This window comes from Sphingobacterium sp. BIGb0116, assembly GCF_024808035.1.
Lineage (GTDB): Bacteria > Bacteroidota > Bacteroidia > Sphingobacteriales > Sphingobacteriaceae > Sphingobacterium > Sphingobacterium paramultivorum.
Genome location: NZ_JANUDT010000001.1, coordinates 216,759 through 233,408 on the forward strand (window position 1 = coordinate 216,759; position 16,650 = coordinate 233,408).

At 41.0% G+C, this 16,650-nt stretch carries 10 protein-coding genes; 4 read left to right on the top strand and 6 right to left on the bottom strand.

What is annotated here, in order from left to right:
- Nucleotides 1–49: 49 nt before the first annotated feature.
- A complete protein-coding gene (locus M2419_RS01030; protein ID WP_259254075.1) occupies nt 50–2,380 on the bottom strand; it encodes a GH92 family glycosyl hydrolase in 2,331 nt (776 codons plus the stop codon).
- Between the two features lie 356 nt (nt 2,381–2,736).
- On the opposite strand from M2419_RS01030, the gene M2419_RS01035 reads away from it, so the two are divergent.
- On the top strand, nt 2,737–4,068 hold the full coding sequence (locus M2419_RS01035; RefSeq protein ID WP_259254076.1) for a hypothetical protein: 1,332 nt from the start codon (nt 2,737–2,739) through the stop codon (nt 4,066–4,068).
- A gap of 65 nt (nt 4,069–4,133) precedes the next feature.
- Here the strand turns inward: M2419_RS01035 and M2419_RS01040 are convergent, their stop codons facing one another.
- Entirely contained in the window at nt 4,134–4,871 is a 738-nt protein-coding gene (locus M2419_RS01040) for a GntR family transcriptional regulator (protein ID WP_228280200.1), read from the bottom strand.
- Between the two features lie 90 nt (nt 4,872–4,961).
- Here M2419_RS01040 and M2419_RS01045 point away from each other — a divergent pair, with 90 nt between their 5' ends.
- The 3 genes from M2419_RS01045 to M2419_RS01055 are packed head-to-tail and all read left to right on the top strand — an operon-like array spanning nt 4,962 to nt 9,433.
- A complete protein-coding gene (locus M2419_RS01045; protein ID WP_153846736.1) occupies nt 4,962–6,299 on the top strand; it encodes a sugar porter family MFS transporter in 1,338 nt (445 codons plus the stop codon).
- Between the two features lie 50 nt (nt 6,300–6,349).
- On the top strand, nt 6,350–8,104 hold the full coding sequence (locus M2419_RS01050; RefSeq protein ID WP_259254077.1) for a class I mannose-6-phosphate isomerase: 1,755 nt from the start codon (nt 6,350–6,352) through the stop codon (nt 8,102–8,104).
- A gap of 30 nt (nt 8,105–8,134) precedes the next feature.
- Entirely contained in the window at nt 8,135–9,433 is a 1,299-nt protein-coding gene (locus tag M2419_RS01055) for an amylo-alpha-1,6-glucosidase (RefSeq protein WP_153846734.1), read from the top strand.
- Between the two features lie 373 nt (nt 9,434–9,806).
- Here M2419_RS01055 and M2419_RS01060 read toward each other — a convergent pair whose 3' ends face one another.
- From M2419_RS01060 to M2419_RS01075, 4 genes are all read right to left on the bottom strand, one after another.
- Complete coding sequence (locus M2419_RS01060; RefSeq protein WP_227550222.1) at nt 9,807–11,219, bottom strand: c-type cytochrome domain-containing protein; 1,413 nt, start codon at nt 11,217–11,219, stop codon at nt 9,807–9,809.
- Entirely contained in the window at nt 11,216–12,088 is an 873-nt protein-coding gene (locus M2419_RS01065; protein WP_153846733.1) for a sugar phosphate isomerase/epimerase, read from the bottom strand. Before M2419_RS01065 ends, M2419_RS01060 begins: the two co-directional genes overlap by 4 nt.
- Before the next feature lie 4 nt (nt 12,089–12,092).
- Nucleotides 12,093–13,592, bottom strand: a complete 1,500-nt coding sequence (locus tag M2419_RS01070) for a DUF1501 domain-containing protein (RefSeq protein WP_153846732.1) — start codon at nt 13,590–13,592, stop codon at nt 12,093–12,095.
- 175 nt (nt 13,593–13,767) lie between these two features.
- Nucleotides 13,768–16,524 carry a DUF1553 domain-containing protein gene (locus tag M2419_RS01075; protein ID WP_182331332.1) on the bottom strand — a complete coding sequence of 919 codons (2,757 nt, stop codon included), beginning with the start codon at nt 16,522–16,524 and terminating at the stop codon, nt 13,768–13,770.
- Between the last annotated feature and the right edge of the window lie 126 nt (nt 16,525–16,650).

Sequence of the window (16,650 nt, forward strand, 5' to 3'; positions counted from 1 at the left end):
CCTACCTTGAAAATAGCCCCGAATGGGGCTATTTTTTTATTGCTTAAATTTAGTTGTCTTTCAACTTGAGGTCTAAAATCCCACCTTCTACCAGGCGTTCAAAAGGAAGCTGCCAACCTTTCCACAGGCGGTTATTCAACCGAACCTGATCAACAATATAACTATTGGGCTGCTCTTTCTTCACCTGAATGATAAATTTATTTTTTCTTAATTTCTCCGGTAATTGTATCGTTACCCGATCGAAAAGTGGCGCGCCAATCTGAAGTGCGGGTTTCTCGGTGGTGAGACTTCGGACATCGAATAGACCGATACTCGACAAGACATACCACGCTCCAAGCTGTCCTTGGTCTTCGTCTTGTCCGTAGCCATAGCCATGTATTGCATCATTACCATAAAATTCATTGCAAATTGCCCGTACCCATTTCTGACTTAAATCAGGTCTACCAGAAAAATAGAACAGCCAAGAGATATGCAGGTTTGGTTGATTACCATGATTATAAAGACTTTCAATCCCTGCGAAAGCGTCAATTTGTGTACCACCTCCAAACACATTCTTCTGCGACACGGTAAAAATACTATCCAACCGCTGATTAAACAGATCCTTTCCAACCAGTTTAACCAATTCTTGTGGGACATGCGGAACATAGAAGGTATACTGCCAAGCATTTCCCTCCTGAAATCCACGCCATGGTTCATAAGGGTTAAAGTTTGAAATAAATCGCCCAGTACTATCCTTTGGTCGCATAAACTTCGTCGTGGTATCGTACAGATTGCGCCATCCATCGGATAATCCCTGAAATTTAATGTAGTCTTTTTGGTGCCCCAATGATTTTGCAAATTGTGCGGCTGCGCCGGCAGAAAAAGCATATTCCAAGGTATGCGAAGCACCAAAAGGAGATCCATTGGTCATTAATTCGGGACTGCCATTATCATCTTTTATATAGGGTGAATAGCCCTTGCGAACGAAAACTCCTACATCTAACTTTCCTGCTCCAGGCAGGCGGTCCTTCGCTTCCAATTCATTTTTACGCACCGCAGCATAGGCAAGATTCACATCATAGTCACGAATACCCACATTATACGCCGCTGCAATTGCCAAACCTGTAAAATTAGTCCCTACACCCGAAACGTATTTACTGTTGGCAATACCGTCTCCTAACCAATCGGCATCGCGATAGACCAACAATTGACTCTGAATCCAGTCGTTGTAATAGTCCGGATAAGCAATGGACCACAACTGTGTCAAATTCCAAAATGCACCCCAGATCGCATCGGTATTATAATGATGATGAATAGGTTGCCCTTGTTTATTTAAGGCAATCTGCCCTACCGAGCCATCATTTTTGGGGTAAGCACCATTGACGTCGCTTGCAAGCCCACGACCAAGTAAAGCATGATACAATCCAGTGTAAAATTTAATGCGGTCGTCCACTTTGCCACCTTCTACCAAAATTCTTCCCAGTTCACTATTCCAGGTTTTCAAGGCATTTCTCTTTGCAGTATCAAACGACATATCCTTTGCTTCTTTAAGCAAATTCAGTTGTGCATTTTCCACAGATGTATAAGACAAACCGGTCTTGACTTCGATAGATTCCCCTACTTGGGTATCAAATTTCAGGAACAAGCCTGCCCCCTTTCCTTTTATACGGCTATGTTGATCGAAAGTCGTGGAATCTCTAAATGTTCCAAAAGATTTAGGCTGTTTGTTTATCTCCGCGAAGAAAAACATCTTAACATGAGCACCCTGCTGATATTTTTGTACGTATACAGGATTGGTAACCACATATCCCCAGACGTGCTGTTTGTCATAATTCACTTCAGCATCAACGACTGGGCCACTTTCCCCCATAACATGACCAATATCGAAAATAAGGTTGGCTTCTTCAGTTTTTGGAAAAGTATACCGATGAAAACCGACGCGCTTGGTTGCAGTGAGCTCCGCAAGTATATTATAATCTTTTAACTTGACGCGGTAATAGCCAGAAGTAGCAAACTCATCTTTCTTATCGAAAGCAGAACGATAGCCGCTTTGTGGACGATCAAGTTGACCAGGAGTTGTCTTCAATTTTCCAACGGACGGTGCAAATACCACTCCGCCTACTTGGAATTCGTGAAAATTAGCGAATCCTTCTATTGACCCATGCCTATCATCGTACCCCACAGCTTCCCAGCCCGACTTGTTCCCATAGCTTCCATTTGTGCTCGGAGCGAGCTTAGCCATTCCAAAAGGTACTGCTGCTGGTGTATAAAAGAAATACCGGCTATGGACGGATCCAATATTAGGTTTTACAAAAACGGTCAAATCTGTTTTCTGCTGTGCAAAAACAGCTGCCGTACTAACAAATAAACTACAAAAATAATAAATGATACGCTTTACCATTGTTCTCAATTAGGTTCTACAGCAAACTTACAAAAAAATAGAGTATGTATAAACATGAGTTCTGTTTTCTTACTCAATTTAACTACGGAAAAGGCTTCACCACAAAGCCTAAATTTGTAAAATTTTAAATACTAACCAAATAAAACGTTATTAAAACTTAAATACTGACATTTTTCCATAACTTTGATTGTACACACATACTAAAAACATAACCAGTAAATAAATTCAAAAAAAATACACATTGGACGGCTGATCTTCGATCAAAAGCCCTGAAGTAGATGCAAATTAACCCTGAAATAGATACAAATTATTGACAGCTACACTTGTCAACCCTAATTAATTACAATAAAACCACAATGAAAAAAAACAACACATTTTTTAGTCTAATACTTCTGTTACTCGGAACCCAACTATCAGCACAACAAACAAAACCTGACCGTATCGCTCAACTTAAGTTGGCAAAAAGCATTCTAGCGGATCAAAACCTAAAATATGTGGACAGCCTTTCCCGAGAGGTCATCAAAGAAGGTTTCAATGCGGGAAGTGGCTACTCACAAATTTGGGCTAGGGATCTCAATACATTTATTGAAACCGCATTGGAAGAGCGGTCCCAAGCGGACATTAGAGGAGCCATTTTAGTATTCTTTCAGATGCAACAGCCTAATGGTGAAATGGTAGACGGCTATGTCCTTAAGAAGGATTTTACCTGGCACGATGATACACCTTATTATTCAGAAAATGCGCCAGGCCATGTTGGATTTAAAAATACAGTAGAAACAGACCAGGAAACGTCACTCATCCAACTGCTTGGTAAATATATCCGGAAAACAAAGGATTACAGTATCCTGGAGGAGTCTATCGGTGGAATTTCTGTAAAAGATCGTATCCAACTCATGTTGGATTATTTGAAAAGAGAACGGTTCAACCACAAGTATCAATTGCTTTGGGGTGCGATGACAGCAGATTGGGGAGATGTACAACCCAACGATAGCTTTGGTTGTGACTGGAATGAGCTCTCCAATGAGGCGATCGATATTTATGACAACGCGATGTTTATTATTGCATTGCAGACATTGATTGATATCCAGCCCAACTCTCCGAAGGTGACAGAATGGAAGGGATTAAAAAAGAGTCTCGAAACAAACAGTAGACGTCATTTATGGGATAAGAAAAAACAAAAATTCATCCCTCATATCTACCCTAAGACATCTCCTATCCCAAAAGGATTTGATGAAAATACGATCCATTATCATGGGGGCACCGCCATCGCTATAGAAGCCGGGTTACTTTCCGCTTCAGAAATAAAAACAGTCAATACGCAAATGCTGGAAAACGTCCGGTTATCGGGCATGCCGAGTATTGGATTGACCTTATACCCAACCTATCCAGTTGGATTTTTCATCGGAGGAATGGCTCAGCCTTACCAATACCAAAATGGTGGTGATTGGACCTGGTTTGGCGGACGGATGATCCAGCAACTCGTTTTAAACGGCTTTTATCAAGAAGCCTATGCAGAACTTCAACCGATGATCGATCGGGTTGTGAAAAACAAAGGATTTTACGAATGGTATGGTCAAAATAACGTCCCTAGCGGATCAGGGAAATTCAAAGGTTCTGCAGGAGTACTTAGTAAAGCAATAGCGCTCCTAGAAAGCTGGGCAGAAACTACCGTAGAAAAGAATCATTAAAAGAATAAATAAATTAGCTATTCACTCATCCACTTGATCAATTCAAAAAGGATGAGTGAATTTACTTAATAATCTCTTCTACTTTCAACTGTATAGGTAAAACTTTCCGCACGGTAGAACCCTAAATTATATTCAATTGGCTTTCCAGATTGGTCAAATACAAAGCGCTTGCGGGACAAAATAGGATCACCGATATTAATCTCCAATTTATCCGCTATAAATTTATTTGCAGCCATTGCATCCAACTCTTCCTGAGAAAGATCTGCAACGACATGATAATCTGCTTCTAAGATCTCATATAAAGGTCTCTTAAAATCTTCATCGCCGTTTAAACCTATACGCGGATGGAAATAAGAGATAAAATAAACAAATGGGTCATCTTTCTTTCCTCTCAAACGTTCTAGTTTTAATAGCTTCTGGTCCTCATCTACATTAAAAAACTTCGAAACAGCTTTATCCGGAACAACCCAGCTGACGTGAAGCTCAAAATTCTTCACCTCAATCCCACGATTTTTCATCTCTTGTGAGAAACTCAACCAATTTTTGGATTTTGAACTGAATTTAGAACTAGTCACCTTCGTTCCTATCCCCTTCTTTCTAATGAGCAGCTCCTCATATACAAGTTTATTGATCGCTAAACGCAAAGTAGAACGGGAAATTGCCAATCTTTTTGCTAATTCAATTTCATTGGGTAATAACTTACCCTCTATATATTCAGGCTGCTTAATTAATTCGCGTAACAAATTCTCAGCTTGTATATGCAGCGGAACAGGACTTTTATGATCTATTTTTAAATTCATCATTTGGATTGCTTGTGCTAAAATAAGATTTTTTGCATAATTAAAAAAATAGATATATGTTTGTATGTATATACATATTAATATAAACCGCAGATGTCAAAGAAATTTATCATCATTTTATGTATCGTTTCAATTGGAGGACTCCTTTTCGGTTTCGATATGGCTGTAATTGCAGGTGCTTTGCCGTTGGTGAAGCAATTTTTCGGACTATCTCCTGCTCAAGAGGGCGTTTTTGTCAGTTCAGCTTTGCTAGGCTGTATTGTTGGTGTATTTTTCACAGGACCATTAACAGATAAATACGGCCGAAAACCCGCCTTTATTACTGCGGCCCTGCTTTTTTTATTCTCAGCAATTGGCTGTGGATTCAGTCCTTCTTACAGCATATTGATTGCAAGTAGAAGCATTGGGGGCCTTGGTGTTGGAATAGCCTCAATTGTTGTGCCCTTATATCTTGCGGAAATATCGCCAAGCAAATTTAGAGGAAGATCAGTCACCTGTTATCAACTCGCTATTACATTCGGTATCCTATTTGCCTATATCAGCAATTACTTGATTCTTGAATATACCTCCACCCAGCAAAATGAACTGTGGCGAACTATGTTTTTAGTTGGCGCAATACCGGCTTTATTGTTATGCATTGGAGTTTACTTTATTCCTGAAAGTCCGCGTTGGCTTTCTAAAAATGGACGAAACACTGAAGTTGCAGCGATCAGTGCCACATTAGGACTATCGGATATACAAGAGGTTAGCAATGTTTCCTCGAAAGGAAATCTACGTGATCTGTTCTCTCCTATTTATCGCAAGGCCTTTCTATTGGGCCTCTTCCTCCCTTTATTTTCACAACTCAGTGGAATCAACGCAATTGTTTATTATGGTCCGAGCATATTGCTTGAATCAGGTATTTCATTAAACAACTCCTATCATGCCCAGTTATTCTTTGGAGCTGCCAATGTGCTATTTACTTTCTTCGCAATCTGGAAGGTTGATAATTGGGGTAGACGTCCCTTATATCTTTTGGGAACTGTAGGTGCTACCCTGAGTTTGCTGGTTACTGGTTATCTTTTTAATCAAGGTCAAGTCAATAATATCGCATTGATTATCGCTATACTTTCCTTCTTATTTTTCTTTGCTTTTTCCATTGGCCCACTAAAATTTGTCGTCGCAGCCGAAATCTTCCCAAATGCCATCCGGGCTCGCGCCATGGGTATCAGTATTATGGTGATGTGGATTTCCGATGCTATCGTGGGACAGCTAACTCCCATTCTTCTCGCTTCCTGGGGCGCCCGCTATACGTTCTGGTTGTTTGCATTTTTCTGTGCCATCGCATTCCTTGTTGTACTTGGATTCCTGCCAGAAACGAAGGGCAAACCTTTGGAGGAGATCGAAAAATTCTGGATTGAAAAACACAACAAAAAATCAACAAACAAGTAAGCAAAAGCTATTTACTCCAACATCATTCATTTGCAATAAATTACATCAATATGTATTCTAATACTCAAACAAAACCTTTTCAGTACGAAATCGCTCCGACGTTTCCAGTTCAAGGAACATTATCAAATTCCTACCCGAATCTTGTCGCACATCTCATTACACATAATATACATAGCATTGATGGTTTTGTAGGTGTTAACTGGGGCACAATCATCCCCAACCTGAAGCAAGAATTTGAAAGACAGGGCGTAGCCGCACGATTTATTGCGATGGATTCTGCTTTAAAATCGGAATCAGCCATCCAGGATATTGTCTCTCCCTACCTAGGCGGCAATGACCCATTGTTCGGAAAAAAGGCCGGGATTCAGCTCATTGAATACTTTGATACCGAAAAACTAGCGGATTTTCAATCAATACTAGCGAACTCCGATTCAAAACAAGGTAAGTATACCATCTTTTACGGTCCTGGAGCATCATTAGTCGATACGTCTAGTCAGCTGATGTATATTGATTTGCCCAAAAATGTGCTTATTCAACGCATGCGTGCGGGCAAAGCTTTAAATTTAGGCTGTTCAACACAAACCAATCAAAAGGAAACCTATAAGCGTTACTATTTTGTCGACTGGGAAATATTGAACCGACATAAAAGATCCATCTTGTCCCGTGTCGAAATTCTTGCGGATCAACAATCGTCCCACAGCTTACCATGGATTACGGGGAAGGATCTACGCGATACATTGCAAACCATGTCCCAAAATTACTTCCGCGTACGACCAACTTTTGAACCCGGAGTATGGGGTGGACAGTGGATGAAAGAGCACCTTACAGGCATCGATCAGGATGTCAAAAACTATGCGTGGTCCTTCGAAATGATTGTCCCCGAAAATGGTATTTTGCTCGAAGCAGATGGACATATACTCGAAATTTCATTCGATCAATTGATGTTTCAAGAAAGTGCCAATGTACTCGGTCATGCACAGCAACGTTTCGATGTCGAATTCCCAATACGCTTCAATTTTCTGGACACCTTTGATGGTGGCAACCTATCCATTCAATGTCACCCCAGTCCAGCTTATGCAAAAGCAGAATTTGGAGAAAACTTCACACAGGACGAATCATATTATATCGTTGATAGAAAAGAGGACGCGCAAGTGTATCTGGGCTTTCAGCAAACAATTGATGCAGACAAATTTCGCTCCGCTTTAGAAGAGAGCTTCCACAGCGGAATAGCTATGGATATCGAGCAATACGTTCAAAAATTCGAATCCAAGAAACACCAGTTATATTTGATTCCACATGGTACCGTACATTCTTCCGGCGTGAACAATCTCGTGCTCGAAATCAGTGCAACACCTTATAATTATACCTTTAAAATGTACGACTGGGTGCGTCCCGATTTAGATGGGAAACCACGTCCATTAAATATTGATAGAGCATTCGCTAACCTCAATTTTAGCCGGAAAGGTGATGTCGTAAAAAACACACTGCTAGCTCAGCCCAGTGAAAAAGTCCTTGATGCGCAAAAAACAAGAATACATTTGCCAACGCATGAAGATCATTTCTACGATGTTTTTAGATACGAATTCGATCAGGATGTTTCGATTGAAACGCAGGGACAATGCCATATCATGATGCTTGTCGAGGGTGAGGCAATTGAGCTGACGACAGCAAATGGCATGAAGAGGGTCTTCCATTATGCCGAGACTTTTGCCGTTCCTGCTGCTGCTGGGTCCTATACATTGCGTAATTTAGGAAACGGTAAGGCAAAGGTTATCCAATCTTTTGTCAAAGAATCCAAATGTTAATCAAACCATTTATTATAAACAAACAGCACAATGAGAACTATATTTTTTGCATTATCTTCATCGCTCCTATTACTGTCCTGCCAAAACCCGGGCAGTAAAGCATCTACGAACAATTTACAAGACAGCATCCAAAAAGATAGCAGCTTCCATATTGTCAAAGATATGGCTACGAACATCATCAAAAGCGGATTCAATGCGGGGGATGGATACAGTGAGGTATGGATTAGAGACTACAATACATTTATCACCTTAGCAACAAAAGTACATCCCCATGAACAGATCAAAGATCAATTGGCTTTGTTCTTTAAACTACAAGGCCCTGATGGTAATATTGCCGATGGTTTTGTCAAAAAGTCCAGCTTAAAAAATGGCGTATCGGACTATTACACAATCACCAGTACCTTGGCTCCTGATTATGCTGCACATAAAAACACCGTTGAAACAGACCAGGAATCCTCTTTAATTCAAGCGGTACACAAATATATCGTTGCTACTAAAGATAAGGCTTTTCTCAATGAAAAAATTGGTGATGCAACTGTAAAGGATCGCATGGAACGTGCTTTGCAATTTTTATTGGACAAACGTTATAATGATACTTATGGTTTACTTTGGGGTGCAACCACGGTTGATTGGGGCGACGTTCAACCCGAGCATGACTGGGGTGTCCATCTAGATGAAAATTCGCATATTGCTTTGGACATCTACGACAATGCGATGTTTTTGATCGCCCTTGACAACTACATGGATCTACTTCCTGAGAAAAAAGAAAAATGGGGAAAAATCAGAGCTTCCATAGCAAGTAATACCATGAAACACCTTTGGGATGAAAAGAACCAAAAGTTTATTCCCCATATTTATATCAAAGGCTCTCCATTTTCGGCTGATTTTGATGAAAATCAAATCTATTATCATGGTGGAACAGCTATCGCTATTGAGGCGAATTTACTCAGCAAAGAGCAAATAAAAGTTTCATTGGATAAAATGATTAAAAATGTAAAAGACGCTGGTGCGGCAACAATTGGACTTACCGTGTACCCAACTTATCCTGCAGGTTCATTTAAAAACAAAGGCATGTATCCGTATGGTTATCAAAATGGTGGGGACTGGACCTGGTTCGGTGGGCGTATGATTCAGCAGCTCGTTAAAAATGGTTTTCAACAGGAAGCTTATGAGCAAATACAGCCGATGCTTGCCCGTGTTATCAAAAATAAAGGTTTTTATGAATGGTACACAAAAGATAACAAACCAGAGGGTTCAGGAACTTTTAGAGGTGAAGCAGGTGTGCTTTACGATGCGATCGAATTACTAGAACATGCTGGAACTAAATAAAAACAGCTTATCGCGATGTAAAAAGAGCAGCAGGAAATTTGCAGTGCCCCCAAAAAGTTAGACACTTTCTGGGGGCATTTTTTCTGAAAGTGTCTAATCTTATTGGCCAAAAAGAACCTTCAGTTTGCTTTCATTGCTGTTGGTGTCTACGAAGTCATGAAGGTTTTATTTGAAATCCTCACCTTAGCATTCCTATTTTATATTACGCTAAAGCCTTTTCCGCATTCTCCTTTGTATACTCGCTTCCTATCCGCCAAAATATCCTGTTTATTTCCCTTAAATTACTTGCCTATGTCGCCAAGTTGTTAAATTGGACAAGAGTATTATTTGGATCGCGGATTTTCATCGTGTAGTCAACAGGTCCAATAACAGCTTAAAACCTGATTGTATCGGTTTCAATAAAAGGCAAACTATAATTACCAGTATCTACCTTAATCTTAGCATTCAACTGCTTTATCGCAGCGACTTCCTGATTTACGATCTTATACAGATATACGTTCTTTAAGTTTGGAAGCTCGTTCAGTTTTGATAACCCTTTTGATGTAACTTTTGTTCCTGTCAGATTCAAATACGTTAATTTTGACAGGCCTTTCAGCTGGCTCAATCCAGCATCGGAAATTTTTGTATTTTCCAGATGTAGACGGGAAAGAATTGGCATTGCCGAAAATGTTGAAAAAGCAAGATCCGTAACAGCCGTATTTCCTAATTTCAGCTGTACAATATTATCCTTAATGGCTAACAATTCCTGTAGGTCCTTATCATTAAATTGAGGATAATTAATCGCATTAACCAACACGAAGTTATTATCTCTTGCAACTTGGATGATCTTAATACCCTTAGCCTGCCAAGCATCAACTTTATCTTTTGGCAAAGCTGGTGCTGCTGGTAGATCAGCATACAATACAGCAGACACCTCTTTTTCCCCTCTTTCCAATTTTTTCAACAAATGAGCTATTTCCTCCGTTTGTGGTATTTCATGCACTTTTTTATCAAAATTGGCTCCTTGATCAATCCACCAGGCAATCAGTTTTATCTGATCAGCGGTTATCGGTGTACGACCTTTAGGTGGCATACGTTTCTTATGTCCCTCGGGCAACACCAACCGGGCATATAATTCACTCTTTTTCGAATCATTTGCATTTAGTACTGTGCCGTTCTCTCCTCCTTTTAACAAATTCTCTTTTGTATCCAATGCCAGCCCCCCTTCCTGCTTTCTTTGCCCGTGGCAGCTTTGACAACGCTGTTTTAGAATAGGTTGAATAATTCCCATATAGGCTTCTGCTTCCTGCGCATTTTGAACGATAAGAACCTCCTCTTTATCTTCTTCCGCTTTAAACAGCTTTTTAAGTGCTACTGGCATAGCTTCCACAAAGTAACCCTTTCCATGTGTCAGTGTTCCACCGTAGTGTCCGGTCACCCCAATCAAGAGCACCAGGATGAAAAAAAGCCAAAAGCGAAATGCACCAGGAGATTCTTTACGATAAAGAAACCAAAGCAACAAACTACTGATAGCCACGGCAATTCCCAGCCACTTGTGATAGCTCAGTACATCCTCCTCATAACCTCCATTTCGTGAAAGCAGATAACCCGACAAAGCAGCTACTATAGCAGCGATTGTCCCTAGGAATAAGGAGAGCTTAATAGCAGGCAAATACATATCCCCGCCTTTAAACTGAATCCTAATTGCCATAACAAAAGCCAACAATAATATGCCGATCGGTAGATGGACCAAAAGCGGGTGAAATCGTCCCAAAAAGCCCAATAATTCATCAAAGAAAACTATCATTCTTTATATCTGTCTTTGAGTAAATGCAACATATAAACATTGATTGACCATTGATCGGCCACCGGTTGTTGTGTAAACGGTAATGTGGGTAAATAACCTGCTGGACCAAACTCGGTCGTTATGGTTAATAACTTCATCCCATTTTCCTTGTGTTTAGCAACAACTTTATCCCACCAGGTCAAATGTTGCGCAACAATACTCTTCCATTCAGGAGCCGCAGGGTCATTGACTTGTGGTCCTTCAGGATGCCCAATTCGTGCGTGAATGTGCTCCGTTCTGGAAAGTGCCTTTGTTACAGCCTCGGTCTGATCAGAAAGCATTGATTCGTGTACATTGCACCAATGCGAGATATCCAACGCAAGTTGTAAGGTCGGAATCTTCTCTAAATATTCTATTGTCACATGAGCTGCAAAACTAAATCTTCCGCGATGGGTCTCATGATAAACGGGGATGTGGTACTTATTTTTAGCCGCATCTGCAAGCTCAATTAATGTTTTATTCTGCTCAAACGAGTAATAATCTTTACCTGTATGGCAATTGATATAATCGGGTTTCAGCTGTGCTGCTTCATCCAAATTACGCTTAAAACTTTGTTTATATTCCTCATAAGTTCCGCCCGATCCGCCTGAAAGCAATCCTAAACTCAATCCATATTTATGTAATGCATCGATCATCTCCTTGCGCTCATTTGGACTACCAGGTAACCAGGATTCAACACCATCGTAACCAGCATTTTTCACCCGGAGACAGAACGTATCCCAGGAATCGCTATTTCCCCAATTGGTGCAATAATATTTGATGTGTAACTGCTGGGCAGTCATAGATAGAAAACTGCTCATAAATAAAATTAATACTAGAAGTTGTTTCATATTTTTAAATTATAGCTTGAATAAGTTCACCCTCCACATCTGTCAATCGGAATGGCCTTCCTTGAAAATCGTACGTAAATTTCTCATGATCAAAACCCAAAAAGTGGAGCATGGTCGCATGGACATCGTGTACAGAACTACGCCCTTCTACCCCAGCGAACCCAATATCATCGGTTTGACCGTAACTTATACCATTACGAACTCCCCCACCTGCCATCCAGATGGTATAGGCGTCTGTATGATGATCGCGTCCCAGGAATGGCATATCGCTGTTGTCCCTATTTTCTTGCATCGGTGTACGTCCAAATTCCCCTCCCCACACGACTAGTGTTTCTTCCAGCAAACCACGTTGTTTTAGATCCATAATCAATGCGGTCATTGGTCGATCAATCTCCCGGCATTTATTTTTAAAGCCAAGATCAATCGAATCTGCGGGATTTGTACCGTGACTATCCCAACCCCAATCAAATAACTGAACGAATCGTACCCCCTGTTCTACGAGTTTCCGAGCCAAGAGGCAATTATTGGCAAACGATTCTTTACCCGGCTCAGTTCCATACAATTCGTGAATATAAGCAGGTTCATTATTGATGTCCATCACTTCAGGAACTGCAACCTGCATTTTATAAGCCATCTCATATTGTGCAATCCGCGACAAGGTTTCTGGGTCTTTAAAGGTATCGTATTCTGTTTTGTTGACGTTATTTATGGCATCAATCAAATCACGCTTCATATCCCTTCCCATTCCTTCAGGATCGGCAATATACAATACGGGGTCACCCTTTGAACGACATTGAACGCCTTGGTATACCGATGGTAAAAATCCACTTCCCCAGACACTTTTTCCTGCATCCGGTGTTTTACCTCCCGATGTTAACACAACAAATCCGGGTAAATTGCTATTTTCAGATCCCAGACCATAAGTTACCCATGAACCAATGCTTGGCCGGCCGAGACGGGCACTTCCCGTATGCATAAACAATTGCGCTGGACCGTGATTGAACTGATCGGTATGCACGGCCTTCAGAAAACTCACTTCATCAACAACTTTACTAAAGTGAGGCAAATGATCTGATACCCAAGCCCCACTTGCTCCATACTGTTTAAAAGTAGCTTGTGGCCCCAACATTTTTGGAATCCCACGAATAAAGGCAAATTTCTTTCCCGCGAGTAAGGACTCTGGGCAAGGTTGATTATGTAATTTCTGTAATGCAGGCTTGTAATCAAATAACTCCAATTGCGACGGAGCGCCGGCCATATGCAGATAAATTACACTTTTAGCCTTACCTGGGAAATGAGGAGGCTTGGGTACCAGTGGATTGAGTGCATTCAGATCCAACTTTTCTGCTGATTTTGACTGTCCCCATCCATTACAACTCGTCAACAAACTCCCCAAAGCAATACCTCCGATACCTGCCACACAATCCTTTAGAAAATGTCTTCTTGTGACAGCCTGCAATTCAAATTGTTGCGCTTCTTCTATTAGCTTATTTAGATCTTTCATCTGACTATCATTACGTATGAACGGGCTGTGTCGCTAAATTTTTAGTCCGCAGCTTTAGCTCATTTCGGTTTATATTCTTATTATTTCATAGGCCTTACCCTTCTTAACAAAAGACTTCGTTTTCACACGAAAGCCCTTATTCAGAAGTATCATTCCATATTTATCATTTCATTATTTATGATTTCGTTAAAAACTCGTCCAAATTCAACACTGCATTGGCAACAAGCATGTAGGCAGCTTTTGAAGGCAGGACCTTTACATTGCTTTTCGCTAAATCTTCATTCAAAAATTTGGCTGCCGAATCAGGCTTTTTGCTGAAATCAATCAACGCTTTTTGATAAAGCTGTTCCAGCTCTTTGAGTTTCTTTTCATCGGCATCCTTCAACATTGCATGTCTATAACCGACACGGATACCATCTCTGAGGTTTCCATTTCCCTCCTTTTCCATAATAGCACCCAGATGTTTAGCCGCTTCGAGATAAACAGGATCGTTTAATGTGGCAAGCGCTTGCAGCGGTGTATTGGTACGGATACGGTCGACCAAACAAACCTCCCTACTCGAAGCATCAAAAGAAACAAAAGAAGGATAAGGACTCGTACGCTTTAAAAACGTATAGATGCCTCTTCGGTATTGATCTTCTCCAGCACTTTTCACCCAGGACTCACCGCTGTATACAGTCATCCATACCCCATCCGGTTGGTATGGCATTACACTTGGTCCATACATTTTATTGCTGAGCAATCCACTTACGGCTAAAGCCTGATCGCGAATCTGTTCGGCAGATAATCTAAAGCGAGGTCCCCTTGCCAAATAATAATTCTGTGGATCCTTTTCAAAATTGGAATTGTTCAAGCTAGAGGATTGCTTATAAGTTCCGGATAATACCATCTCGCGGATCAATTTTTTAACGCTCCACTTTTTGGTATTCATCAGATCTAGGGCAAGATAATCTAATAATTCTCGGTGAATCGGCGGAATACTCTGTGTGCCCATATCTCCCAATGGTTCAACAAGCCCCCGACCAAATAGTTGAGCCCATACGCGATTAACTAAAGTTCGCGCTGTCAACGGGTTTTCCTTACTGACAATCCACTGCGCAAAACCCAAACGATTGCGTTGAGCCCCCTTAGGGAAACTATTCAGTGATGCCGGAACTGTAGGCTGCACTTCCGCACCTAGCGACAGGCGGTTACCGCGTATAAATACATTGGTTTTACGATGCATGTCCTTGGGATTTTCAATCATGATTGGTACCCCCTCAGGTTGCATGTTGACCAACTGGAGAAAAGTCTTTTGAAAATTCATATTATCCAGTGACTTTTCATGTGGAAAGTTCTCGCGAAATGCAAACCATTCAATCATGCAGATCGGCTGTCCATGAGCGACAGATGGATTCTTGAAAACCAGATATAAGTCATGTACACCACGAGTCGCACTTATGGGAGACTGAATAACCTGTCTTCCATTCGTACTCGGCAAATCAATGACGGCAAGTATTGGTCCGCTAGGTTTATCCAAATGAATTTCCAATTTTCCACCTACCGCACCTGTCCAGAAATTCATGAAGAATTGCTGTTTATTATCCAGGTTTATTGCCCTTAATCGAGCCGATCCTCCAGTTCTAACCCCCAACCATTTCGTATCATAAAGCGCACCATCTACTATTTGGTCGCTGTAATGCGCATGGACTTTGGGCTCAAGGGTGTGAAGGAATAGATCTGTTGATTTTACCAAGCTGGCATTTCCTGTCGTCGACAACCACCTCTTTATACTGTCAATTCGCTTTTCATCCTGTGCGGTGTAAAAACGCAGTTTAGGATGATCACCTTGGGTATCTTCATCTCTGGTGTTGTTAAAAAAAGCTAACGATTTATAATACTCTTCAAATTTAAACGGATCATAAGTATGACTATGGCATTGCACGCATTCAAAGGTCGTACTCAACCATACTTGATAAGTTGTATTTAAACGATCCAAAACCGCAGCCATCCGAAATTCCTCGCTATCGGTCCCGCCTTCATCATTATTCATGGTATTGCGATGGAATGCTGTTGCGATAAGTTGATCCTTGGTTGGTTCCGGAAGCAAATCCCCAGCGAGCTGTTCAATCGTAAATTCATCATAAGGCATATCCTTGTTTAAGGCCTTGATGACCCAATCCCGATAAGTCCATATCGTGCGCGAACCATCCTTCTCGTAGCCCTTCGTATCGGCATATCGCGCCATATCCAACCACCAACTCGCCCACTTTTCGCCATATTTCTGAGAAGCCAGTAGACTGTCTACCCGCCGGGTATAAGCATCATCACGCTGGTCTGCTTCAAAGGCTTGAATCTCTGCCAACGAGGGTGGGATACCAATTAGATCCAAATAAACTCTTCGGAGCAACGATGCTTTATCGGCTTCATCTGCAAAGGACAATTTCTTCTCCTTCATCTTATCCAAAACAAAAAAATCAATCGTATTGTTCACCCCTTTGGGCTTAACACCAAATATACTGAGCAACGAAAAAGGTTTAGGGACCTCCGTTTCCTTAGGTGTTGTATAGGCCCAATGCTCTCCCCACTTAGCTCCTTCATCGATCCATCTTTTGAGTATATCAATTTCATCGTCATTCAGTTTAGGGGCATTGTAAGGCATACGCAATTCAGGGTCATCGGAAATCAGTCTCTTTATAAGTTCACTGTGTTCGCCATCGCCACGAATAATTGCCGATTTGCCTGACTCGGCTTTGGCGAAGGCCTCATTTTCAAAAAGAAAGCTTAAGCCACCATTTTTTTTAACCCCACCATGGCATGTGATACAATGTTTATTCAATATCGGTTTAACATCAGCGCTAAAATCAACTGGCTCTTTTTTTCCAAAAGTCAAAATGCTTGTACCAATAAGCACAAGCGCCAATAATATTAGCACCAAAATCTTTTTTCTCATAGCATTGGGATATATCTATTCTGTATTATTTTAGGTTTATGCACTAAACGAAATGAATAATGATTGTTTTCTTCGTTAAGTGGAGCCGAAACTATTCCATAAATGTGCTAGTTTCGAGTAGGATAA